This window comes from Bacillus sp. ISL-41 (assembly GCF_018613235.1).
GTDB lineage: Bacteria > Bacillota > Bacilli > Bacillales > Cytobacillaceae > Mesobacillus.
Window position 1 is genome coordinate 65,924 of sequence record NZ_JAGGQP010000044.1, and the last position, 24,171, is coordinate 90,094.

General features: G+C 41.3%; 20 protein-coding genes and 1 pseudogene. 11 read left to right on the plus strand and 10 right to left on the minus strand.

The window, feature by feature from the left end; genetic code table 11:
• Window positions 1-3 precede the first annotated feature (3 nt).
• The 5 genes from J7I80_RS20890 (at window position 4) to J7I80_RS20910 (ending at window position 4,976) form a co-directional block, all read left to right on the plus strand.
• Window positions 4-1,020, plus strand: coding sequence for an NAD-dependent epimerase/dehydratase family protein (locus J7I80_RS20890; protein ID WP_214741007.1), 1,017 nt, complete (start codon window positions 4-6; stop codon window positions 1,018-1,020).
• A 1-nt stretch (window position 1,021) separates the two neighbouring features.
• The gene (locus tag J7I80_RS20895; protein WP_214741009.1) at window positions 1,022-2,071 is read left to right on the plus strand and encodes a dihydrodipicolinate synthase family protein; all 1,050 of its coding nucleotides are present in this window, start codon (window positions 1,022-1,024) and stop codon (window positions 2,069-2,071) included.
• A 143-nt stretch (window positions 2,072-2,214) separates the two neighbouring features.
• The gene (locus J7I80_RS20900; protein WP_214741011.1) at window positions 2,215-3,540 is read left to right on the plus strand and encodes a GGDEF domain-containing protein; all 1,326 of its coding nucleotides are present in this window, start codon (window positions 2,215-2,217) and stop codon (window positions 3,538-3,540) included.
• A 13-nt stretch (window positions 3,541-3,553) separates the two neighbouring features.
• Window positions 3,554-4,468: a Gfo/Idh/MocA family protein gene (locus J7I80_RS20905; protein WP_214741013.1), complete on the plus strand. Its 915-nt coding sequence runs from the start codon at window positions 3,554-3,556 to the stop codon at window positions 4,466-4,468.
• Between the two features lie 121 nt (window positions 4,469-4,589).
• Window positions 4,590-4,976 (plus strand): hypothetical protein, encoded by a 387-nt coding sequence (locus tag J7I80_RS20910; protein WP_214741015.1) that lies wholly within the window; start codon window positions 4,590-4,592, stop codon window positions 4,974-4,976.
• Window positions 4,977-5,525: 549 nt separating this feature from the next.
• Here J7I80_RS20910 and J7I80_RS20915 read toward each other — a convergent pair.
• Both J7I80_RS20915 and J7I80_RS20920 read right to left on the minus strand, forming a co-directional pair.
• A complete protein-coding gene (locus J7I80_RS20915; RefSeq protein ID WP_214741017.1) occupies window positions 5,526-6,428 on the minus strand; it encodes an acetamidase/formamidase family protein in 903 nt (300 codons plus the stop codon).
• A 113-nt stretch (window positions 6,429-6,541) separates the two neighbouring features.
• The gene (locus J7I80_RS20920; RefSeq protein ID WP_214741019.1) at window positions 6,542-7,006 is read right to left on the minus strand and encodes an SRPBCC family protein; all 465 of its coding nucleotides are present in this window, start codon (window positions 7,004-7,006) and stop codon (window positions 6,542-6,544) included.
• A gap of 398 nt (window positions 7,007-7,404) precedes the next feature.
• On the opposite strand from J7I80_RS20920, the gene J7I80_RS20925 reads away from it, so the two are divergent.
• The 4 genes and pseudogenes from J7I80_RS20925 to fdhF all read left to right on the plus strand — a co-directional run bounded on the left by J7I80_RS20925 (window position 7,405) and on the right by fdhF (window position 11,612).
• A complete protein-coding gene (locus J7I80_RS20925) occupies window positions 7,405-8,664 on the plus strand; it encodes an L-lactate MFS transporter (RefSeq protein WP_214741021.1) in 1,260 nt (419 codons plus the stop codon).
• Window positions 8,665-8,713: 49 nt separating this feature from the next.
• Window positions 8,714-9,511, plus strand: a complete 798-nt coding sequence (gene fdhD, locus J7I80_RS20930) for a formate dehydrogenase accessory sulfurtransferase FdhD (RefSeq protein WP_214741023.1) — start codon at window positions 8,714-8,716, stop codon at window positions 9,509-9,511.
• Window positions 9,512-9,560: 49 nt separating this feature from the next.
• Window positions 9,561-9,722: pseudogene (locus tag J7I80_RS23690) on the plus strand (hypothetical protein); the annotation flags it as partial.
• Window positions 9,702-11,612 (plus strand): formate dehydrogenase subunit alpha, encoded by a 1,911-nt coding sequence (gene fdhF, locus J7I80_RS23390; protein ID WP_353050144.1) that lies wholly within the window; start codon window positions 9,702-9,704, stop codon window positions 11,610-11,612. The pseudogene J7I80_RS23690 and the gene fdhF, both read left to right, overlap by 21 nt.
• Window positions 11,613-12,505: 893 nt before the next feature.
• Here the strand turns inward: fdhF and J7I80_RS20945 are convergent.
• The 8 genes from J7I80_RS20945 to J7I80_RS20980 form a co-directional block, all read right to left on the minus strand.
• Entirely contained in the window at window positions 12,506-13,678 is a 1,173-nt protein-coding gene (locus tag J7I80_RS20945; RefSeq protein WP_214741029.1) for an SEC-C metal-binding domain-containing protein, read from the minus strand.
• Between the two features lie 147 nt (window positions 13,679-13,825).
• A complete protein-coding gene (locus J7I80_RS20950) occupies window positions 13,826-15,754 on the minus strand; it encodes a WG repeat-containing protein (protein ID WP_214741031.1) in 1,929 nt (642 codons plus the stop codon).
• A gap of 172 nt (window positions 15,755-15,926) precedes the next feature.
• Complete coding sequence (locus J7I80_RS20955; protein WP_214741033.1) at window positions 15,927-17,153, minus strand: hypothetical protein; 1,227 nt, start codon at window positions 17,151-17,153, stop codon at window positions 15,927-15,929.
• Window position 17,154: 1 nt separating this feature from the next.
• Window positions 17,155-17,586, minus strand: a complete 432-nt coding sequence (locus J7I80_RS20960) for a PulJ/GspJ family protein (protein WP_214741035.1) — start codon at window positions 17,584-17,586, stop codon at window positions 17,155-17,157.
• Between the two features lie 16 nt (window positions 17,587-17,602).
• Window positions 17,603-18,028, minus strand: coding sequence for a type IV pilus modification PilV family protein (locus J7I80_RS20965; RefSeq protein ID WP_214741037.1), 426 nt, complete (start codon window positions 18,026-18,028; stop codon window positions 17,603-17,605).
• A gap of 642 nt (window positions 18,029-18,670) precedes the next feature.
• On the minus strand, window positions 18,671-19,480 hold the full coding sequence (locus J7I80_RS20970; RefSeq protein WP_214741039.1) for a creatininase family protein: 810 nt from the start codon (window positions 19,478-19,480) through the stop codon (window positions 18,671-18,673).
• Window positions 19,481-19,492: 12 nt separating this feature from the next.
• Window positions 19,493-20,896, minus strand: coding sequence for an APC family permease (locus J7I80_RS20975; RefSeq protein WP_214741041.1), 1,404 nt, complete (start codon window positions 20,894-20,896; stop codon window positions 19,493-19,495).
• A 157-nt stretch (window positions 20,897-21,053) separates the two neighbouring features.
• Window positions 21,054-21,821 carry an IclR family transcriptional regulator gene (locus tag J7I80_RS20980; RefSeq protein ID WP_214741042.1) on the minus strand — a complete coding sequence of 256 codons (768 nt, stop codon included), beginning with the start codon at window positions 21,819-21,821 and terminating at the stop codon, window positions 21,054-21,056.
• A gap of 267 nt (window positions 21,822-22,088) precedes the next feature.
• Here J7I80_RS20980 and J7I80_RS20985 point away from each other — a divergent pair, with 267 nt between their 5' ends.
• Both J7I80_RS20985 and J7I80_RS20990 read left to right on the plus strand, forming a co-directional pair.
• Window positions 22,089-23,798 (plus strand): S-layer homology domain-containing protein, encoded by a 1,710-nt coding sequence (locus J7I80_RS20985; protein ID WP_214741044.1) that lies wholly within the window; start codon window positions 22,089-22,091, stop codon window positions 23,796-23,798.
• On the plus strand, window positions 23,782-24,033 hold the full coding sequence (locus tag J7I80_RS20990) for a DUF3006 domain-containing protein (protein WP_214741046.1): 252 nt from the start codon (window positions 23,782-23,784) through the stop codon (window positions 24,031-24,033). Before J7I80_RS20985 ends, J7I80_RS20990 begins: the two co-directional genes overlap by 17 nt.
• Window positions 24,034-24,171: the final 138 nt, after the last annotated feature.

The following is a 24,171-nucleotide window of genomic DNA, read 5'->3' on the forward strand; positions in this document are numbered from 1 at the left end:
TACATGAAAACAATTGAAGAAATTGAAGAAGTCATGACTATTCCCTCGATAGAATTGATCAACGATTTGTGCAGCCTTGATGGCGACATCCTAATCCTTGGTGTAGGAGGAAAGATGGGGCCGACGCTGGCAAAAATGGCTGTCCGCGCATTGAGAAAAGGAAATTCAACAAAGAAAGTCATTGGGGTCTCTAGATTTTCTTCTGGCACTCTACAGGAAGAGCTAGAAGCTGCTGGCGTAGAAACAATTGCCGCAGATCTCTTGAATGACGATCATCTTCAAAATCTACCAGACGTCAAAAACGTAATCTATATGGCCGGGAATAAATTCGGAACAAAAGGCAATGAACATTACACTTGGGGAATGAATGCCTACCTGCCAGGACGCGTAGCCGAGAAGTTTAAGGATTCCAGAATTGTTGTTTTTTCAACCGGGAATGTCTACCCTCTTGTACCAGTTTCGCAAGCTGGCTGTGATGAAGAGCACCCTGTCAATCCGATTGGCGAGTATGCGCAATCCTGTCTCGGAAGGGAGCGAATCTTCACGAACTTCTCCCATCGAAACAACACACCAATGACAATCTTCCGACTGAATTACGCAATCGATATGCGCTATGGGGTCTTACTCGAGATTGCCCGCCAGGTATATGAAGGAAAAACAATTGATTTAACGATGGGACATGTGAATGTCATCTGGCAGGGCGATGCCAATGAATATGCTCTTCGTTCCCTGTTACTGGCCGACAGCCCGCCAGCAATCCTGAATGCGACTGGCCCTGAGACGATTTCTATCAGATGGCTTGCAGAGCAATTTGGCAAGGCCTTCAATAAAGAAGTCTCATTCGTTAATGAAGAACAGCCTACTGCGCTGTTGAATAACTCTGCCAAAGCACACCAGATGTTCGGATATCCTAAAGTATCTTTGAACCAGATGATTTCATGGACTGCGGACTGGGTCAAGGAAGATGGATATGTCCTGAACAAGCCAACACATTTCCAAGAACGCCAAGGAGCGTTTTAATATGCTAAAAGAAAACATTAGACAGCTTTTGTTTGAGGGAACCGTCATCCCTGCCCACCCACTGGCATTGAACGAAGACCGCAGCCTCGATGAGGACGGCCAAAGAAGGCTGACAAACTACTATATGGATGCTGGCGCTGGCGGTGTTGCTGTCGGCGTGCATACCACTCAATTTGAAATCAGGGACCCTGAATTCAACCTTTACGAAAGGGTTTTGCGCCTTGCTGTAGAAGAAGTTAACAAGAAGAACCTTACTCGCCCATTCATAAAAATTGCAGGTATATGCGGACCAGCCGATCAGGCGGTCGAAGAAGCGCAAATTGCCAAAGGATTGGGCTATGATATGGGATTGCTTAGCAATGGTGGTTTATCTGGACTTTCGGAAGCCGAGCTTCTCGACAGGACTAGAAAGGTCGCAGACGTAATCCCAGTTTTCGGCTTTTACTTACAGCCATCGGTAGGCGGACGAACTTTTTCCTATGAATTCTGGAAAGAGTTTGCCGAAATCCCGAACGTCCATGCGATCAAAATCGCCCCTTTTAATCGCTATCAGACACTTGATGTCGTAAGAGCCGTTTGCCATTCTTCACGCTGTGAAGAAATCGCCCTGTACACGGGCAACGATGATAATATTGTCAACGACCTTTTAACAACTTACCAGGTCAATGTCAACGGTCAGCCTGTCAAAAAGCAGATTATTGGCGGCTTGCTTGGACACTGGGCTGTCTGGACACAAAAAGCTGTAGAATTGTTCGATGAAATCAAAGCTGTCCGAGACCAGGATGCTATCCCAGTTTCCCTCCTGACCAAAGGACAGGAAGTTACCGATGCTAATGCTGCATTCTTTGATTCATCTAACAGATTTAAAGGTTGCATTGCTGGTATTAACGAGGTACTTGCTCGGCAAGGTTTGATTAAGGGAAATTGGTGCCTGCTTGATAAAGAAAAACTGAGTCCTGGCCAGGATAACGAGATTGACCGGATTTATCAAGACTACCCGCATTTGAATGACGATGCCTTTGTAAAACAACTTTTTGAATCAACAAAATAACCTAAAGACCCGTTGCAAAAAGCTCTGTTAGTGATAATCGATGTTTAAAAAGCAACTGTTATCACTAACAGACTACTATTAAAAAGCCATATTCCTGAACTCCTTCCTGCCTGGAGTGTGTTCAGTTTTACCGGAGGGATAGCATGCAGAGCCAAATTCAAATCGGGGTCATCGGCCCTGAAGTTCTTTTCGATAAGATTAATCAGTGTCTACAATTGTTCCCGAATTTTCAGCCTATTTTCCGCTTATCCAACCAAATCCTTGACGCTCCAGCGTTCACAAAGGAACTGGCAGACCAGGTTGATGTTCTTTTATATTCTGGCTGGTCGCCCTATTCCCTCTCCAAACCTGATATCCCTCCACATATTCCTGCCCACTATATCCCGTTAAAAGGGTCTGGTCTTTACAAGGCTTTATATAAAATCAAGCAAACCCAGCCCAGGGTCATTGGCCTTTCAATTGATACAATGCCTGCTGCAGAGGTTAATCGGGCACTAAAGGAATTAAACGAAGACTTTAATGTCTGTTTTTATGAAGAAACCTTCCATTTAGAACGAATTCAAGAGATGATCTCCTTCCACCAAAATTCCTTCACTTCAGGGATAACGAATGGAGCGATTACCGGGGTCAAGATGGTGGCAGACGAGTTAACGAGACTGAACGTTCCAACCCAGTGGGCAGTGCCAACCGTTGAGGATATTATCGTGACCCTTGAAAGGGCCCTTCTATCAACGGAAAAAAGGAGGAATCGCGAATCTCAGATTGTGTTTGGGCTGATTCAAGTCGATGGCTACCATGAACTCGTGAATCAAATGACTTCGGAACATCTGATCCAGAGGCAGAACCTCCGCTTATACCGGCTGATACTGGATTATGTAGAACAGCTCGAGGGACATCTTACCTCTCTCAGCGGCAATGAGTATATGTTTATTACAACGAGAGGCGTCTTTGAGCGAATCACGCAGGGCTACAAATGGATTCCGCTCATTAATGAGGCAAAAAAACAGCTGAAAATGAAATTGTCGATGGGCGTCGGGTTCGGTTTGTCCGCGAACGAAGCTGGCACACATGCCCGCATAGCACTCATGCAGGCTAAAGATTTTGGAGGAGAAAGCTGCTTCATTGTGAAGGAGGATCGCAGTGTGTTCGGACCGGTAGAGGTGTCTGCCCCAATATCCTATCCTTTGTATATCACGGACGAGACATTGCTAAAAAAAGCAGAAGATGCCGGGATGTCAGCGATTTATCAACAAAAACTTATTTCTTTGGTAAAGCGGAAGAAAGACAGCCAATTCACAGCGCATGAACTAGCCGAAACACTCGGAATTACGGCCCGCAGCGCACACCGAATAATTTTGAAATGGCTCGATGCAGAGCTTATCTCCATTATCGGAATGGAGAAAATGTCGACACGGGGCAGGCCGAGACAAGTATACCGTCTCAATGACAGCAGTCTTTTAAAAATATAAGGAGGAAAGACGAATGCGACCTTTAATAATTGGCATGATCGGCCTAGATACTTCCCATTGCCTTGAATTCACAAAGCTGTTAAACGGACCCGAACACCCTTTTCATATAGATGGAGGCAAGGTTGCCTATGCCTTTCCCTTCTACTCCGAGGATCTGCCAATTAGCAAAGACCGTGTCCAGGGTTACACAGAAACACTGCGTGATGAACTTTCGGTCAAGATTACCAGCTCGATTGCAGAAACAGCCGAAACCAGTGATGCAATTCTATTAACAGCCGTTGACGGCCGGAAGCATCTTGAATTATTTAAACAACTGCTCCCTTATAAAATTCCTGTTTTTCTTGATAAGCCGCTTGCACTTTCCATGAAGGAAGCAAGGGAGATATATGCCTTGGCTGAAGAGCATAACATCCCAATTATGAGCTCCTCCTCCCTGCGTTATGCAGATTCATTCAATACGGTAATCGACAACAAGAAAGACGAAATCAGTGGAATCTATGTTCACGGACCCCTGCCGATGCAACCACTCATGCCCGGCTACTTCTGGTATGGTATTCATATGATCGAAATGGTCATCGCCACAATGGGAACAGGCGCCAATAATGTAACCGTAAAAACAAGCAATGAGCACGAAACGGTCATTATCGAGTGGGAAGATGGCAGACACGCCATCATACGGGGAGAGTACGAATGGCACTCCAGATTCGGAGCTACCCTCCATACCAAAAACGGATTTCATCTCGCCGATATCAGCAAAGACACCAAGCCTTTCTACGCAAGTTTATTAGAACGAGTCATCACCTTTTTCCAGACAAAAGAATCTCCAGTACCAAAAGAAGAAACACTGGAAGTGATTAAATTAATTGAGATGATCAATAAAAAGCGGAACATGGGGACGGTTCTCGTGTCCCAAAAATCGGAGCTATAGTCCGATTTTTGGTGCATTTGAGCCGTCCTTTTGTTTTATAAAAATCAATTTTATTATTGACCAAGTAAATGGTAAAATATATAATAAAAGTGTAAATTTACACTTTAAGGAGATAATGACAATGAAAAGTGTCTTGATTGTTCTAACCTATTTTGCAATCGTATTTTTCGCAGGCTTTCTCATTTTTAAAATCAATATGTTCCACTATGAAAAAACAGCTGACAGCCGGATTGCGAAAGCAATGGAATATCAGAAAGTAGACCTATCTGAGGGTAGAGTAGAGCAAAGCTACTTCAATTATAAAACTGGCTGGTCTAAAATGGTTTATTACAATGATGATCCAGAAATCCGTTATGAATATGTATATGACAGATCCGAAAATGAAGTAGATGTTTTTGGAATGCAAAATAATATGTCACTTGATTTAGCTAAAAAAGAAGCCAAATATCCATTAGGAAGCTTTTGCTTTTTAAAAAATGGAGAAATAGAGGACTTTCATCATGAGTGAGCGGTCCCAAGCACGCGCCCCTAAAAGTGGCACTTTCTCTTTTTGTCCTGTCAATGATAATTACCCAAAGAGGAGGAAATCCTATCAAATCACTATGGTTCGTAGTTTCGTTAATTCCTAGTGCATTCTTGTTTCATTACATTGAAATTATTCATCCCCCAAGACCTGCCATTTTGCTGTCAGGCACATTGCTATTTGTAATTGTGGCAGGTCTCTTATCTATAAAAATAAAGTATCCAGTGATTATTTTGACAAACATTATCACTATTATAATATCAGTTGTGTTAGGGACAGAGTTTATTACTCCCCCAAATCCTTCCTGGTTTAACCCTTTTGGAAGGAATTTCGCGATTATATCGACTGGTATTGTTATGTTAATCGGGGTTTTATTCATTCGTTTTTTTATAATAAAGGTATTACTGAAAAATAATTCCTACTTAAAACAGTAATGAAAAGCCAGTGTCCCACCTACCTATGGGCACTGGCTTTTCATCTAATCCGTAAGTTCTTAAATCATCCCAAAGGTTATTGTCGGCTGACTTTTCCCACCTAGAATAACTTCACTTGATAGGCATCAAGCACATGTCTTGGAACCAAAAATCTTGCTGTCAAAAGCGGATCGACAATTTGCGATACCTGGACCTGGCCAACCGCACTCATAAGCATTGTCAGTTCAGCCAGGCTCAAATCTGTGTGGGGCTGCAAAGTATCAATAAAAATCTCCACAGCAGCTTTGGCCGCCTCATCAAGCGTCTCTTTCGAAACTAGAACAGCCATTCCTTCTTCATTCTCAAGGAATGGGTAAGGAATCGTTGTACCTTTGACGACTTCAAGTGTAACGGTTACTTTTCCAGGAATCTCAATGCCTGAAACGCCAATTTCTCCGTCTCCCATCGCTGCATGCAAATCTCCGAGGCCAAACAAGGCTCCTTCCTGGAATACCGGGAAATACAGCGTTGCACCAGTGGTGACAGATGTAGTATCCATATTTCCTCCGTGAGCGCCCGGTGTACCGCATGAAACAGGATCTGATTCAGGGGCTACGCCAATGACACCGATCATCGGATTCAATGGAAGCTGGAGCTTTTCATTAAAGACAGCCTTGCCATTTTCAATAGGAATCATCTTAACCGTAAACTCATCAATTCGATGGCCCATGACGCCAAGTCCGGGTCCGGTTGCCATCACTCCCTGATTCCCCAATTCAATATTGTCGATTTTCACCTTAAGGATATCGCCCGGCTGGGCACCTTCTACATATATTGATCCGGTAGCCGGGTTAATCTGGTTCCAGTCAATCGAATTGAAGGCTGCATCATTACTCTGAATCTGGTTCTGGAAACAATCATACGTTTCAATCACCACCTGTGAGCCTGAAGGCACTTTTAGTGCTGATTTATTCTCCTTACTGAAAGCATAGAAAAATTGCTCCTTTGCAATGGTATGTACCATGAAACCACTCCTCTCCTCTTTCTCTTATTATAAAAAAGGAATACAGGATGTGCAGGGATTTTGTTTGAGTATATAAAATTTTCTTACTTTTAACTCTATTTTTCTCTCGCGCCTTAATTCCCCAGATCTATATTTTCGGCAATATCTCTTAGTGCCTCTGCACGAGAAACAATAAATTCTCTCATATACCTCTCCAAAAACAGTTTATCGGCCAAAACGCCAATTGGTCCAAATGGTGACTTATACTGGAATTTATCGATCATTATGGTGCCTTCTCCTTTTTCAAGAAACTGATGTGTATGAACAAAGGAATGGAAGGCCCCCTTCACCATAATATCAACAAACCTTTTTGGTTTTTCCATTAATGTCACCTTGGCTGTCAATCTTTGTTTAATACCGAAATGAACAGCTTCCCAAGTAACAACATCCCCTTCCTCTAATAACCCTTCTGTCACTCCACCGACAGCTCTTTCCTTTGTTTTAAAGGTTGTTTGAGTGTGGATATCTACGTTCCTCGCAAGGTCAAAACAGACCTCGATTGGTGCATGAATAAATTGTTGATGCTCAATGACAGGCATTTTAATTCCCCTTTTTAAGCGCATTATAATACTTTTAATAGTCCTTAACAGTGCCTTCAAATGTCTCACCATTAAGCTCTAACTCTGCGTCCTGTTTCAAAAACAGGTAATAAATAGTTTATTGGCAGACGATTATCTTCTTTTAATCTTATCAGCATGCTTTTTAAAATTCCTACTTTCACTTCATTTCTTCCACCTCCTGGTATTACGATCTCGACCTGGAGATGGTTCTCATATTCCGAAGGTTGAATTTTTAAGGCCCTCGTAATGTCCTTATACTGGACTTCTATCCCTTCATTCCCTATTATAAAATTAAAAATGTCAGAATTTTGTAACATTTACTGTCATAAAGTATACCAGAGCTAGTAAACAAGTTTATAAAGGAGGAAATAGTTTTAATGGCTGAAACGAAGAAAAACCGCTGGTTGATTGCTGCTGCCGCTGTTGGAATTCATATTTCGATTGGTTCTGTTTATGCTTGGAGTAACTTTACGAACCCGTTGAAAAATTTGTTTGGCTGGTCCGATTCAGAAGTGGCTCTTACCTTTAGTATTGCGATCTTGTTCCTGGGTCTTGCTGCTGCGTTTTTGGGTCATTTTGTGGAAAAGCATGGTCCGAGGAAGGCTGGATTGCTTGCGGCGACTTTCTTTGGAATCGGGATTGCCGGTTCCGGTCTAGCTGTCCTGTTGGGTTCCAAGATTCTCCTATATCTGTTTTACGGGGTGTTAGGCGGGATTGGTCTTGGTGTCGGCTATATTGCACCGGTTTCCACGCTGGTAAAATGGTTCCCTGACCGGCGCGGACTTGCCACGGGTCTTGCGATTATGGGCTTCGGCTTTGCTGCAGCCATCTCAAGCCCAATCATGAACAGTTTAATTGAAAGCGTTGGAGTCGCGAACACGTTTTTCATTTTAGGAAGCGCTTACTTTATTCTAATGACCGCATCGTCTTTGTATCTGGAAAAGCCGCCTGAAGGATGGATGCCGGAGGGCTTTAAGGAAAAGGTCGAGTCTGGTGCGGCAAAGCCAGTAATGGACCTTTCACAGCTAACGGCGAATGAAGCGGTAAAAACAACCCGATTCTGGTATTTATGGCTGATGCTGTTCATCAATGTCACATGCGGAATCGCGATTTTGGCGGTAGCGAAACCGCTCGCGATGGAGTCGATTGGAATTGGGACAGCCGCCGCTGCCGCTCTGGTTGGGGCAATTGGAATCTTCAATGGACTAGGCCGGATTGGCTGGGCATCGATTTCAGATTTCATTGGACGTCCAAATACGTATACAACTTTCTTCATCCTGCAAATCGGATTGTTTTTCATGCTTCCGCACACGACTAATGCCCTTCTTTTCCAGGTAATGCTTGCAGTCATTTATACGTGCTATGGGGGTGGATTTGCATCTATCCCAGCCTATATCGGCGATTTATTCGGCACAAAGCAGCTCGGTGCCATCCATGGCTACATCCTGACAGCATGGGCAGCGGCCGGTCTGGTGGGACCAATGTTTGCCGCCTATATAAAAGATACAACCGGATCATACGCCGGCAGCTTATCAGTGTTTGCGGGGTTATTTGTGGCAGCATTCGTTATTTCCCTGCTGATCAGAGTGGATATGGCTAAGCTTCGTAAACAAAATGAATCAGAAATAACCGCCTAGATTTAACTTTTCCCTATTTTGTTTGCGTACGGGGGAGGAACAAAAAATCGTGACGAAGACGAGAACGAAACGAACCATTACCCGTTATGTAAATGGGAACATTGAAAAAGTTGAAGATGATATCGCGACTGAAAAACCGTTTACGATCAAATTGAATGAAAAAGAGTTTGCTACTCTAGTCTGCACAGCGGAATACATTGAGGATATGGTCATCGGATTTTTAGCATCAGAAGGTGTGATCAGGAAATTCGCGGACATTGAAGATTTATGGATTCAGGAAAAAGAAGGATTTGTGCATGTGAAAACACACTATACCAATTCCTTTTATGAAAAATTTCACTCGAAACGTTATATCACCTCTTGCTGCGGCAAAAGCAGACAGGGATTTGTCTTTTTTAACGATGCGAGATTATCCCACCATTTTAAGAAAGTGAATGTTCTATTAACCTATCAAGATTGTTTTCGATTAATGGAAGAGATGCAAAATCGGTCGGCTGTTTTCCAGGAAACAGGCGGGGTCCACAATGCGGCACTGTGTACAAGAGACGGTGTCCTGCTGTCCCGCCTGGATATCGGACGCCATAACGCCCTGGATAAAATATACGGCTACTGTCTGCGTCATCAAATTTCTTTGGAAGATAAAATTATCGTGTTCAGCGGACGGATCTCCTCTGAGATCGTCACAAAAGTTGCCAAAATCGGCTGTGAGGTGGTGTTATCGAAATCGGCACCGACAGAAATGGCACTTGAGCTTGCAGAGGAGCTTGGAATGACTGCGGTTGGCTTTATTCGGAACAATGCTTTGAATGTTTATACAAGGCCAGACCGAATTGTAGAAAAGATATAAGCTTGAACCATTTTATAAACATACAAAAGTCAGGAGGTATAAAATCGGCATGCAGGATCAACTAAATCATGTGGAAACGATATGCGGTTTTTGCGGTACAGGATGCGGCCTTATCGTCGAAACAGAAGATAACAAGATTAGCAAAGTAAAAGGATATAAGGAAAACCCTTCGAGCCATGGGGAAACATGTGTGAAAGGTGCGCTGGGTTGGGGATATCTCCAAAGCGATCGGAGGCTGACCCAGCCGCTGATTCGAAAAAACGGAGAGTTAACACCTGCCAGCTGGGAAGAAGCACTGACCCTGATTGCAAATAAATTTACGGATATTAAGAATGAGCATGGACCAGATGCCTTTGGCTGTTTTAGTTCTTCGAGATCGACTAATGAATTGAATTATCTCGCTGGAAAATTCATGCGGACCGTCATTGGCACCAATAATATCGACAGCTGCAACCGAACCTGACACGCTCCAAGCGTCACCGGTCTGGTGACTGTGTTTGGTACGGGTGCTGCCACGGGTTCTTATGACGAACTTGAGGACACCGATGTCATTCTTGTCTGGGGAAGCAATACGCAGGAATGCCACCCGATTATTTTTAACCATATGCGCCGCGGGATAAAAAATGGGACAAAAATGGTCGTCATTGACCCCCGGCAGATTGACCAGACGAAACTGGCCTACAAGTGGCTGCCAGTCCAGGTTGGAACGGATATTGTCCTGGCCAATGCGATGGGCCATGTCATTATCGAAGAAAACTTAGTCCACAATGGGTTCATTAAAAAGGCAACAGAACAGTTTGATCAGTATAAGGAAGAGGTCAAAAAATACACCCCGGAATTTGCGGAGCAAATCACCGGCATTCCAGCGGAAGATATCCGGGAAATCGCCCGGCTATATGCAACTGCCGATAAAGCAACGATTTGCTGGACGCTGGGGATTACAGAACATCATAATGGAACCGAAAATGTCTTTGCGTTAATTAATCTAGCCTTATTGACCGGTCATATTGGAAAGTACGGCTCGGGACTGAATCCGCTGAGAGGACAAAACAATGTCCAGGGCGGCGGAGACATGGGCGCTCTGCCGAACAGGCTTGTCGGCGGCTGGAATTATGACGACCCTGAAGGAAGAAAACTGCATGAACAAGTGTGGGGCACCCCGGTTCCTGAAAATATCGGAAAGCATCAAACCTTGATGCTTGAGGCAATGGAGAAAAAAGAAATTAAGGCAGTTTATGTGATTGGCGAAAATCCTGTTCAATCCGACGCCAACGGGAATCAGGTTGAAAAGATTTTTAAAGGCGTCGATTTCCTCGTTGTCCAGGACATTTTAATGACAAGAACGGCGATGCTTGCGGATGTAGTCCTTCCGGCAACAGGCTGGGCGGAAAACGACGGGACACTAGTTAACTCCGAACGCCGGATTCAGCGCGTCCGGCCGGCCCTAAAAGGACCAGGTGTATCGCGTCATGATCAGGACATCATCCAGGATATTGCCAATAAGATGGGAGCGAACTGGACGTATCAATCAGCGGAGGAAGTTTGGGAGGAAATCCGCAAGCTTGCACCAAATTTTGCGGGTATAACGTACGAACGGATCGATAAGGATGGCGGCCTTCAATGGCCATGTCCCGATGAAAATCATCCAGGTACTCCATTTCTCCATAGCCGTCTCTGGTCAGATGAGGTGGGAATGAAGGCAAAATTCGTGCCGACCCATTACCAGCCTCCTGCCGAAGAGCCTGATGAAGAGTTTCCTTTGATGCTGACAACCGGACGCAGACTGCAATTTTATAATACAGGCGTGCAAACAAGAGATTATAAGAAAATGAAAAACGCGGAAGAAGCTTTAGAGATCCATGCAGAGGATGCAGTGAAATATGGATTGCAAGACGGAGATCAAGTAAGAGTAAGCTCAAGAAGAGGAAGCCTCATAACCAAAGTCAACATCAGCAAAAAACAGCCAAAGGGCTTAGTCTTCATGTCCTTTCACTTCCCAGACCAGGCTAGCACGAATGTGTTAACCAACTCCGCAACTGACCCGCTTGCAGGGACTGCTGAGTTTAAGGCGTGTGCTGTGAAGATTGAGCAAGTAAAGTGAAGCAGAGGGACGGTTCTACTGCTTGTTTTTGCTCATACAAATACACAACTGATGATTGAGTTCTCTTAACGGATTGTAAAAGGCAGGAAAATTGAAAGATGGGTTTCTTTTGTCCTTATAGAAATAAAAGAAACCCTTTTTTTCGTTATTTATTCCTCTTTTTACACCGTGCTTCTTGGTTCTGAATATGGGAACGATCCGCCCTAGACATCTCCGTTGAGGATGGAACAGGCAAAGTGATAACAGACGATTTAAGTGGCAGTGACTTCTTATTCGATAATATAGCTGTAGAAGTTTTTAGACAAAGTATAATAATCAATTAATCTAAGAAAAACAATCAGTGGACGATTTCCTGCTTGTTTTTTTCTGGGACTTACCGATGGTTCAGTGTACAAGGTAGTCATCAAAGTTCTAAGGTAAAACAAATTATTGAGGGGTCAGGCCAAGCTCAAAATCTTTCATAGAAAATGGTTATGGCAATATTTAATTTTCTTCTTGCAGGCTCTGTAATTTGGTCATGGATCGATGCCTTCTTTTCTCAATAAACGAAATGACGAGTTGAACGAACAAACAGAAATCAGTATACTCAACACAATACGTGAACAATGGATTATGAGAAAAGCAGAACGAAATTTGAAGGAACGTACTCTTCCGCTTCATGATGCCAGCACCTTTCGGGAATGAAAGGTGCCGTTTCTTTATTTTGAAGATAAAAAATTCACTTTCCTTCGTAACGGTTGATATCGTGCTTTCGAGAACCACCTGTACCTTTTTCTGTATGTGAGTTTAGGAAACAGGGACAGATACCTTGTCTCCCTTTGATCTCAAGCAAAAAAGAAGCAATTGGAACGTTAGAACACTGTACCTCTACTATGTCTCTAATCGTCTCTATGTCACTTACCACAACATTTTTTATACTTCTTCCCGCTGCCGCACAGACATGGTTCGTTCCGGCCAACTTTGGGCTCGTTCTTTGGAACTGCCGAGCTAGTGAAGTTCAGATCATTAAGTTCCCTTGAACGCTTGTCATAATATTCACGTCTTTCCATAGCGCTTTTTCCCCACTCAGCAAGCTTCGGATGCTGTACTCCCATTACTTTATAAAAACCATAGTAAAGCTCATCCACTTCAAATGCAGAGGTATCGTATTTCTTCTGGATAGCATCTTCCACGATTGGGAAGGCATCCTCTGTGAGTTGGGAGCAAAGTGCCTCGACAATATACATTTTGACTTCCGGGTCGGTTGTCATTGAATAGTACTTGATTAGTTTATCAACAGAACTTTGTGTTTTTGTGTTTTTTAACACGCCTATTGGAAAAATTACCATCGCTGAATCTTCAATATCAGGATTTACAGATTCCACCACGGCATCCGATTGAAAACTGGACAAGACCTCCAAAAGTTCTTCAAGTAACAGGTCGTCATCTCTCTCAAGTAACCCTGCAAAATACGGGATATGCTGCTCAAGCTTCATTTCCTTGGCCATATACACCGCTAAAATATCCTCAAAACTGAAAAACTCTTTGTTTTTATGACCGTCAAAATTCCGCTGTATATAACCATCATCAACAAATCCGTTCCTTGCCAAAATGCGGGCAATCTCCTTCGCCATCCCATATAAGTTTGAATTAAAATATTTTTCTTTCTCCAACTCAGCAAGAGTGGCATGGTACTGATTCCACATGGATTCCGACCCGCTAGCCAGGAAAGCCACATTCTCTTTTAGCATCTCTTCACTGTAAAAGCGCTCCGCCAAATCCCGGTTAGCCAGAATGAAATTGGGATCTGCTTTGTCTAATAATCTTAGATATAAATGCTTTCGATCAAGGTCCGCATTATCAGCACCCTGAATAAGAAGCTCCAACGATTCCCGATTAAGCGGCGCATGCTCCAGCGATATTAAAATCAAACTCTCCTGCCCTTTGTTGGCAAGAGCCTGCCTCAACAATTGCACCGTCCACTCTTCAGGAATATCCGGAAACTCCCTCAAACTATGCATCACATAACGATGCACAAGCAAATCATCAGAAAGCAGAAATGGTTTTATTCTATCAAGAAAGCTCATAACAATTCTCCTCATCACAAAATCGGTAGACTATGAATTTATTGTAACTTATTAGGTAAGCACAGGTAAGCACAGGGACGGTTCTTGTGCTCATTTTCCCGAAAAAAAATGAGCAGGAGAACCGTCCCCCTGCTCACTTTTTTAAGTTTACTTTGATTGTATATAGTCGTTATAGCGTTTGATAAAGGCTGCTATGTGTGCTCTTAGTAATGTTTTATCAGCCCCATATGATTCATAAGTTTTGGGTATTTGGCCATTTTTATCAGCATAGCCTGAACTGATATTGGCTTGGTACATAAAATTGACCGCTTCCTTTTCAGAGACATTGCGTCCGAAGTGCTTAGAGGCTAGCAGCTCAGCTAGTTTGCCTCTAGTAGTAATTTCATTAGAACCAGATTGATTTTTAATAGAACCTACTACATTTAAACCATCTTGCTCAGCTAACTGATACGGTACGGATGCCCACCAATTAATTTTAGGTGTAGTGGTTCCCATGGCTTTAGGTTCAAAATAACGATATAGAACTGTAATCGCTTGCGCCTCTGTTAACTTATCATCAGGTTTTAATGATTTAACACCATTATGAATGTATCCTGAGATCAACTTATTCTCAATAGCCCAAACCATATCTTCTGACCAATATTCCCCTTTTCTGAAGTCTATATATTGTTGTTCTCCAACAGAAAGAGGATTAGCAATATATCCAAATTCCCCATCAACAAATACACGAATTAAGCCATCAGAGGAATATCCAGCACCCGTTATAGCCCGGAGTGGACCTGGTATCATAGTATGAGAAACATATTGTGGTTTGATAACCTCTTTCCCTGATTTATCAATAAAACCATCCATACCATTTTTACTAACCTTAGCTAAACCTTCATGAAATTCATCTATAAAACTGTATTGCGGGTTTACAATGATTTTCCCGGTCATATTAATTAATCCGTACTTATTATTCTTTTCAACCATAGCAAAGCCGTTTTTAAAGTCTGAAATAAAATTATATTGAGGACTTACAATATTCTTCCCAGCCTTGTTAATAACACCATATTTATTTTGTGGACTTTTTACGACCGCTAACCCTTCCTGGAAATTATACACTTCACTATATTGAGGTTTTACAATAATCTTTCCCTTATTATCGATCAACCCATTTAGTCTGTTTCCATTTACAAAAAGAGTTGTAACTGCAATACCTTCATTGAAATCTCCAATCCAGTCATACATTGGCTTGAGAAGAACTTTTCCACTTCTATTCTTCAAACCGTAAAGATGATTCTGGGAAAAAATAGTGACTCCATCTACATACTTTTCAGTAATATTTCCATTGTTGTCGATGTAATAACTTTTATAGTTTAATCCGACTCTTGCATAGCCATTTTTAAAAGAATCAGCACTATCATATTTTAGAGGGATTACCACCTTACCCGTTTGATCAATAAAACCAGATTTGCCGTTTTTGCTCACTTTTGCTAGACCTTCTTGAAAACTAGCTATTTCCTCATATTGTGGCTTTACAATTTCTTTACCTTCTTTATTAATTAAGCCATAACTTTGTGTAATTCTTATCATAGCAATTCCATTTATAAATTCTCCAACCTCATTATATTTGGGTTTTATAACTTCTTTACCTGTTTTATCAATAAACCCCCACTTGCCATTAAAATCGCACACCGCAGCCAGACCTTCATCAAAAGGCTCATGGTTCATGTACTTCTTATTCGTAATAAATTTTCCTTGCTTGTTAATCGGTCTAAATCCATCTGTGAATTCTAACCAACTAATCCCTTCTTGAAAAGAAGTATAGAGATCGTCTTTTAAATTTCCTGCTATTGGGGGAATCACCCAATTTCCAGTTGTATCAATCGCACCCCAGCCATCCTCATTTTGAACCCATGCCAAACCTTCTTGGAAATGTAATGCATATGTATATTGAGGTTTAATCCCACTTGGTAAATTAGCTGCTGTTGAAACAGCACCACTCGCAGAAACAGAGTTTGTTGAATAATTCATAAAAAATAGATTCATAAATAATATAGTTGTTAATAGAATAATAAAACCTTTGTTCCTCATCCTTTTCCTCCTTGAAATTTACTAGCCTTCATATAATCCTATTTACCCACTCCTTTTGTACCATATATTCCTAATACTAATATAACAAACCAACTGAGCACAGGGACGGTTCTTGTGCGTTTTTTTCGGGAAAAAATGAGCAGGAGAACCGTCCCCCTGCTCACTGCTCAATTTAATAGGTATACTTTACATTATTTATGATGTTTCCCCACTCCATGGTGAGTGCTGGCTGGGTGGATTGGGTTGGGCTGCCGCAGGCTGTGGTGAATTGCTGGGTGTTTACGTAGGCCGGTGTTCCTGTTATTTTCCCTTTGATGGTTCCTTTTATATATAATTGGCCCGCAATATCGATTTTGGATGCTGCCAGGTCGCCTGCCACGCACATTTTGGAGTTGGCATCGATTGTTAGATGCTTGTTAATCGTCGCTTTTCCTCCAATATAGACAGAAGAATTTTCTAAGTCTAAATGTCCATTAATATTGAGGTTTTCACCCGTATAGATTTCAGCATGGTCGACCCTGAGCTGGCTTCCGAAGTTTCCTGTCTTTTTGATCTCCAATATCGAATTGCTAAGGTTATTCATATTCTTACCCAAAGAAAAATCACCGTTTGTATGTATCCTAACATCGTCCATATTGTTCCCATTGCCACTTACTGACAAGGAATTATTAGCATAGATCAATTTTCCTGATAATCCATTGTAGTTGCCAGTGTAGCTTTTTGAGTTTTCAATGAGAATGCTGCTGCAATTCACGCTTAATGAGAGTGGGTTTTTACAGGATAAAGATACATTTTCAGGGTAGGGGATCTTATTAAAATCTGGCAGTGCATAAAAACCGCCACTGCCACCAGACCCGCTGCCGGGATTGCGGGAGGTTTCCAAACCCTTGATGGGAATCTTCAGCTCCGCTCCGAGCATTGCCTTCTGATCTCCCTCAACACCTTTACTGCTGTATGTTATGTTTATTCCTTCGGCCACCTTTTCTACCGATAAATCAACGATTGAAAAGGAAGCCCCAGGCTGATTGTCCATTGATTTTGTCGAACTAACGGTATTTAGGTGCCTTAGAATTGCCTCAAACATCAGAGAAATAGCTAAATCTCCATAGTATCCCTCAGGACGAGCCTTCTTATTATTAAAATCCGATAGCAACTGGCTTTCGACTTGATTGTCCACTGGCTGTTTATTGGTTACATAGGCATTTCGAATCGCTGTTTGGTAATAGGTAATGCCCATCTCAGCCAGCGCAACGGATTGATTGTTATCTTCCACAATGTTGTTTTGCTTTGTACTGTTATACGAATGGGCAAATAAAGTCATTCCCATAGACATGAAGATAATCATCACCAGAAGAACCGTCAATAAGGCGTAACCTTCGTCATTCTTTAAAACTCTCAAACTAGCCGTCTCCCTTCAGCCTATAAAGAAATGTATCTTGGACAATCCGGTTTTCAGCATTGGCTTTTTCATTGATGGTCAATTTCATCGGCAAGTCATTAAGATCAGGTTCCACCTCACCAGTAAAATCAATTTCGAGACACATCTCAGGGTGACTGAACTCTTCCACTGCCGTCGTTCCCTGCCTCATATACTGGACAATAATACTGCATGATGGGTTAGAAAGCTCATATTCATCGGAGGTTTGATGGATCTTGGTTAATGTAGCAGTAAGAATAGTTGCTTCCTGCTGCATGTTATTTTTAGAAATCGATTTCGCCGAGTAATTCATCCCCTGGAAAAAAACTTGCCAGACAAGAATTCCGATTATGGACAGGATCGCCAAGCTTGCCAGGAGTTCAATCACAGTCATTCCCCGCTGATTTTGTACCATATATTAATCCCCTCTATTAATCGACAATGATATACCCATATGTATCGCTAATATTTCCATTATGATTATCTGCTATTTTTATATAAATATAATGGGGCTTCCCGGGTCCCGAAACTAAATCAGGGATCTTTTTAATCTGGATATCCCCAATGTATCCGTGAATCGTCGTCTTAAAAAAATAATACTCCTGGTCTTCCCCTGCATATTCGGCAGGCCTGTTCATCTCGTCTGGGTTTTTAAGATAAATCTTCGCCTCATTAGAACCCTTCCACGTAATAAGGAGCTCCTTAGCAGCCTGTATGCCATTCGACTTAGACTCATTCTTCGCATTCAGCATGTTCACCTGAGGAAAAAAACTCATTATCGAAACCAGGATAATCGATAGAATCACCATAGAAAGAAGAACCTCAAGAAGCGTCAACCCTTTTTCATTAGACAGCATACAATTACCCTCTCAAAAAACTAATTATTCCCATTATAACATCGGGACTTATTTCCTAGCATTCTATTTTTTGAACATTTTTGAAGCACAGGGACGGTTCTTGTGCTCAACCCCTTGCTCAACTCGTGGTCAAATAATCATGGGATTGAAAAGGAACTTGAACATTAGGGTTACACATATATTGATGGGGATTGGCACTTTAATAATTTAGAAGAAGTGCAAGAGATGAATGAAGAAGAAGTAGATGATGCTATGTTTTTAGGTGGTTTGCTTACGGAAATGGTTTTCATTGGGGTAGTGCATGTTTCCATAACTCTTTCGTAAAATTAATTCCTGTTTATCAAAGTGACTGCCAAAAAAATTGATAAAAAGTTTAAACCACAGACAAAGAGCCTATAGGATTACCCCTTGTATCGGATAGTGAATCTTTCAGTTTCAGGAAATTAGAACCCTCATTCCCGGTTAATCCTCCCAGCAGTAAAACTATTATCGATTGCCGGTGTATATATGCAGGAACCGTACTAATGTCTCTCTTAATCCTACTCGCCAATCAAATTTACAAGAACAAAGAGCAGGGAACCATACATAAATCTGTATAGTCCCGCTCTTTTTCCATATAGTGCCTGTATCTGTAAAACTAACTCATAAAGGAATTTCCTTATTTCTTATTGTTACATTAATTTTTTCCTCACAATAATTAAGCAATTCTACTAAATTGTTAATTAATTCATTGTGATAGATTTCTCCAGCCTCTTTTGTTGAGACTGTAGGATCACCCACAACGCCGATTCCTTTAGATCCTTCTCTATAAATGGATACATCACTTGGTACAAATACACTGTCGCCCTCAACGAATGGATCATGTTTAAAGAAGCGATGTTTTTGTTCAATGTTTTTTACTGCCCTATCCATATCACAAAGCTCAGGATAAAGGTGAAGCATATGTGAAGTTTCCATCTCAGCAGCATGCCCTACTCCACCAGGTTCTGACTTTTTCACCTTTCTGCCTACCTGATCAGCTATATAAAATGGATCGGCAATCGCTAAAAAAGCACCAGTCTCATTACGGAGTTTTGTAATCGCGATTTTTAATGGTGGAAGATTAGCTTCACGGTGTCCATTAATAACAATAATTTTTTCAAAACCATGATAGATTAAGCTTTTACAAATATCATAGAGTAAATTAGTTAATGTTTCAGGACGAAGGGTGATTGTACCAGGATAGGCCATATGATGGGGAGCCCACCCAACCCAGTTTGGTGGTGCAACAAGAGTGTTAGTTTTACGTCCCGCTTCCTCCGCTACTTTAACTGCTACAAAGGAGTCTGTTCCCAATGGTAAATGCTTTGCATGTTGCTCAACACTTCCAACTGGAACGATAATCGTTTTCTTCGATTTTAAATAGTTTTCTACATCTTCCCATTTATTATCTTGTAGCCAAACGCTTTTCATAAGTAAACACTCCTAGTTGGTCATTTTCTCCATTTCCTCTTCATCGAGATATTCCCATTTATTCCTAGAATAAGCAAAGTACCATAATGTAATTAATACAAGCCAGGTAATACCTACTAACAAAGGTATTGTAGCGATGTAAGTCAACACCCATAAAGACGCGATAGCTGCAACAATTGCTAACACAGGAATGTTCCTTATATTAAGAGGAAATCTAAAAAGTGCTTTCTCTCTTAGTTCAGGTCTCTTTATTCTTACTACAACAAGGGCAATATTCATAATAGCCATCATTAACCAATTAGAAAAGACGGCAGCACCTACAGCAATCCCAATTGCTTTACCATAGCCCATAGTACTCATTAATGTTGCACCTAAAGCGATTACCCCTGTGAAAATTATTGCATATTGGGGCACATGTGTTGTTTCACTCACTTTACCTAAAACTGAAGGCACTGCTTTTTCACGAGCCGCTACGAATAGCATTCTTGAGGAACCTAATAAACAGCCTACAGTTGAGGTTCCAGTGGCAGTTAATGCGGCAATGGCAATTAGTACTGCTCCGATACCAGGAAGTACATTTTCCATTGCTAGAGATAAAGGCGCCTTTGAGGCCGCTAGCTCAACAGGATCTGCAGCTGCAACAACTCCAAAACCTGTTAAAACGTAAAGTATCACAACTGTTACCAGCGCTGATATCTGTGCTAGCGGTAGATTGCGTCTAGGATTCTTCGCCTCTTCTCCAAGAGTAAGAACTGCCTCAACTTGCATCTGTCCAAAAGCAATAAGTGCTGTAGCTGCGAATATACCTGTCCAACCATTCGGTAAGAAATCACTATATTGGAATGGACCACCTGGGTTTGCAAAAATAGCAATAGTAGCGATTGCAAACAAAGCAATGACTTGAATAATAGAAAAAATTGTGTTGATTTTACCAGTGACTTTTATGCCGATAAGAAGTAATCCTGTAATTATTATCGAAATAATCGGTGCCACAACTGTTGCTGGCAATGACGGAAATAAATAATTAAAATATCCTGCAAACCCCAGGTTTACTGCTCCTGCAGCAAATGCAAAGGATAAAAAGTATAAGCCAGAACACCATAATGCCATAAGTTTACCTAAGTCTTTATTAATGGGTGAAAAAGCGAACTTGGAATATGCATAGGATGCTCCTTCATAAGGCCAGATAGATGCGAGTTCAGCATAGCTCATACTAGATAGAATCGCGATGATTCCAGCAATTAAAAATGCTACGAATAATCCTGCTCCAGCTTGTGCAACAGCTGGACCTATAACCGTAAAAATACCTCCACCTATCAACGCCCCTACACCGACACTCCATAAATCAACAAAGCCTAAACCTCGCTCCAATTTCCCATTAGTTACTGGAACATTTGTGTTTGTGGATGGTTGCACGACTCCCTCTCCCTTCATTTCATATTATGAAATGTAAATTTCATTTTATTCACACTGAATTATATTAGACAAATAAACTATTATTCCTGCCTATTTTTAGAAAAAATTAAAAATTCAATCAATAAAAAAACTCCTCAAAAGAGGAGTACCTATAAATCTATAATTTTTGCTTAATTGATGCTGCAGATTTTTTTAGCTCATTAACGTATTCTTTTAATTGCTTTTCATTTGTGATGTCATTGACTACACCAATTATACTTAGAGCGGCTATTACCTTATTATTAACTGAATATATTGGAACTGCTATTGCAACAGTCCCCTCATATAATTCACCTTTACTAGTGGAATAACCTTTACTTCTAATCTTGTCGATTTCTTGTTTTATTTGTTCTATATTCGTTATTGTTGATTTCGTGTATGCCTCATATGTGAAGTTTTCTAGTATATAGTCAAGCTCATCTTCTGGAAGGTACGCTAGTAAGATACGTGGACACGCTGCGGCGTATAATGGTACTCTTCGTCCCACTTGAGGGAAAACACGAATTGGATTTAATGATTCATATTGTTCAATATAGATCGCTTCATAACCGTCTCTAATAGCAAGCTGCACTGATAGTCCTATTTTGCTCCTCAAGCGAATCATTTCACTCTTAGCTATCTCACGTAAATCTATTTGGTTATTTACCAATTCGCCTTTTTCAATAAAAGTCATGCCAAGACGAAACTTCACTTCCCCACGTTCATTAAATCTCTTTAAATAGCCGAACTTTTCCAGCGAACATACAATACGGAAAACAGTTGGTTTCGAATAACCGGTCTTTTCTGCAATTTCCTGAAGAGACATTTTAGGATTTCTAACATCAAAAAACTCAATAAGAGAAAGTGCTTTTTCAACACTATTAATTTTACTAGACAGTTCTTTCATAGTTAATCTCCCTTACTACCCTCTTCCTATTAGTGTACCATATCGGTATCAGCATAGTTATTAAGTGTAAACTATTTATATTTTGAATTTCATTCTATCGATTATTGGTTCGCAGCCTGAAATAGACCAATTGATATAGTTAACAAAACAAGCACAAGAACCGTCCCTCTGGTTGTTTTATTGGGAAATTTTTGAAAACCCTCCCGCTTCTTTAATCTACTATTATCCCTGTGTTAACCTATTAATAGTAGAGAGGAGTGGAGAAAGGTGAAAAAACTTTTATTATTAATTTGTTCTGTGTTTTTGTTCAGCGTCTTTACCCCGAGTGTAAATGCTAGTACAGAATTTGCAGATGTAAATCCAAGCTACAATTTTTATGACGAGGTTATATATCTGTATGATCGCGGGATTATTAGCGGATATGGTAATGGAGAGTTTAGGCCAAATGCTGTTGTAACGAGAGATGCTGCTGCCGCAATGATTGGCAGAGCGTTAAAGTTAGATGGCACACAAAGAAACACGACTTTTTCTGATGTGAGTGCAAGCAATTATGCATCCGGATATATAGATTCAGCGGTTAAACAAGGAATTATAAGCGGTTATGCTGATGGCACATATAGGCCAAAGGAGCCGGTTACACGTGGGCAAATGGCTATTTTCCTGGCCAGAGCGTTTAAGTTAAATAATGAAGCAACTGTTTACTTTTCAGATGTAAGCCCAAGTATTACTGCATACTCCTCTATTAAAAAAATTCTTGCCTTTGGAATCACGACAGGATATGCAGACAATACCTTCAGACCAAATAAACAGCTGTCTCGCGGAGACTTTTCTGCTTTCTTGGCTAGAGCTTTAAATGATAGTTTTAAAGTCGAGCCGCCTACCTCGAGCGGTGAATTAGCTGTTCACTTCCTGGATGTTGAACAAGGTGACAGCAGTCTATTAATTACTCCAACTGGTAAAACGATTCTAATTGATGGTGGTAAACAAACTGCTGGTGAAAAGGTTGTTTCTTACCTTAAGGCAGCTGGTGTAACTTCGATTGATTATTTAGTGGCGACACACCCTGATGCAGACCATATTGGCGGTTTAATTCCGGTGTTAACTCAAATACCTGTTAAAAACGTGATTGATAGCGGGAAATCGCATACGTCTCAAACTTACATGGAATACTTAACATTGATTGATCAGAAAAATATCCCTTTCCATGTTGCACAAACAGGTGAATTCATTGATGTAGACCCTGCAATCAAGGTTCAAGTATTGAATAGCGGTGAAGGTTCTTCGGATAATAATGAGGCATCCGTTGTATTGAAAGTAACTCATGGTTCAAAATCTTTCCTATTTACTGGGGATGCAGGGGTCGCAAGGGAAGCAGAGATGGTTTCAAGCTTTAATGTGAATGCTGATGTTCTTAAAGTTTCCCATCATGGATCTGAAACAGGATCTTCCCAACTGTTCTTAAACGAGGTCACACCAGCATGGGCAGTATTGTCTTTTGGCGAAGGAAATAGCTACGGACACCCCGATAGCGTTGTAGTGAACCGACTAACAGCTATGGGTGCAACAATAGTACCAACAACCAATGGAGACATCGCTTTTGAATCAAATGGTTCTTCCATACAACTTGTTAAAGGCGTTCCAGGAACCGAACCTCAGCCAAATCCCAATACTGGTAAAATCGATATCACTAATCTAGACTTGGACAAAGAAATCGTTACATTGAAAAATATCGATTCAAAAGACATTTCGATGGATGGCTGGACATTAATCAGTGTGGATGGTAACCAGCAATACAACTTCCCAAGTGATTTTGTCTTGAAGAAAGGTGCCTCGGTTACTGTGACGACTGGAAGAAATGCTTATGAAAGCAGACCGACTCACCTTCTTTGGACGACAGCTTACATCTGGGATAATAACGGGGACGCCGCAAGGCTCATAGACCCACAGGGGACGATAATTGATGAATTTACCAGGTAAATACACACTCGATCGATTCGAAAAAGACATTGCTGTACTGCTGTTTCGAGATGATGAGACTAAAGAGCTTTTAATCAGTAAAGTATCCTTACCCCCAAACGCTGCCGAAGGCGACATCTTATTTGTCGAATTTAATGAGGATGGCAATGTACAACAAATAAAACTGTTAGAAGAAGAAACTCAAGCTGCCAGGCAGAAGGTTGAAGAACTTTTGAATAAACTTAAAAGAAAGTGAGCAGGGGGACGGTTCTCCTGCTCGCTTTTTTGGTGTCTGGGTAGTTAGAAGTGAGCACAAGAACCGTCCCTTTGCTTACCTGTGCTTACCCTGATGGGAATAGAAGGAAACTGATATTTTAACACACTAAAGCGTCGG

What these genes read in the sequence shown, in the direction of transcription:
- J7I80_RS20890 (WP_214741007.1), top strand. Translation starts at nt 4, where the DNA reads ATGAAAACAATTGAAGAAATTGAAGAAGTCATGACTATTCCCTCGATA.
- J7I80_RS20895 (WP_214741009.1), top strand. Translation starts at nt 1,022, where the DNA reads ATGCTAAAAGAAAACATTAGACAGCTTTTGTTTGAGGGAACCGTCATC.
- J7I80_RS20900 (WP_214741011.1), top strand. Translation starts at nt 2,215, where the DNA reads ATGCAGAGCCAAATTCAAATCGGGGTCATCGGCCCTGAAGTTCTTTTC.
- J7I80_RS20905 (WP_214741013.1), top strand. Translation starts at nt 3,554, where the DNA reads ATGCGACCTTTAATAATTGGCATGATCGGCCTAGATACTTCCCATTGC.
- J7I80_RS20910 (WP_214741015.1), top strand. Translation starts at nt 4,590, where the DNA reads ATGAAAAGTGTCTTGATTGTTCTAACCTATTTTGCAATCGTATTTTTC.
- J7I80_RS20915 (WP_214741017.1), bottom strand. Translation starts at nt 6,428, where the DNA reads ATGGTACATACCATTGCAAAGGAGCAATTTTTCTATGCTTTCAGTAAG.
- J7I80_RS20920 (WP_214741019.1), bottom strand. Translation starts at nt 7,006, where the DNA reads ATGCCTGTCATTGAGCATCAACAATTTATTCATGCACCAATCGAGGTC.
- J7I80_RS20925 (WP_214741021.1), top strand. Translation starts at nt 7,405, where the DNA reads ATGGCTGAAACGAAGAAAAACCGCTGGTTGATTGCTGCTGCCGCTGTT.
- J7I80_RS20945 (WP_214741029.1), bottom strand. Translation starts at nt 13,678, where the DNA reads ATGAGCTTTCTTGATAGAATAAAACCATTTCTGCTTTCTGATGATTTG.
- J7I80_RS20950 (WP_214741031.1), bottom strand. Translation starts at nt 15,754, where the DNA reads ATGAGGAACAAAGGTTTTATTATTCTATTAACAACTATATTATTTATG.
- J7I80_RS20960 (WP_214741035.1), bottom strand. Translation starts at nt 17,586, where the DNA reads ATGGTACAAAATCAGCGGGGAATGACTGTGATTGAACTCCTGGCAAGC.
- J7I80_RS20965 (WP_214741037.1), bottom strand. Translation starts at nt 18,028, where the DNA reads ATGCTGTCTAATGAAAAAGGGTTGACGCTTCTTGAGGTTCTTCTTTCT.
- J7I80_RS20970 (WP_214741039.1), bottom strand. Translation starts at nt 19,480, where the DNA reads ATGAAAAGCGTTTGGCTACAAGATAATAAATGGGAAGATGTAGAAAAC.
- J7I80_RS20980 (WP_214741042.1), bottom strand. Translation starts at nt 21,821, where the DNA reads ATGAAAGAACTGTCTAGTAAAATTAATAGTGTTGAAAAAGCACTTTCT.
- J7I80_RS20990 (WP_214741046.1), top strand. Translation starts at nt 23,782, where the DNA reads ATGAATTTACCAGGTAAATACACACTCGATCGATTCGAAAAAGACATT.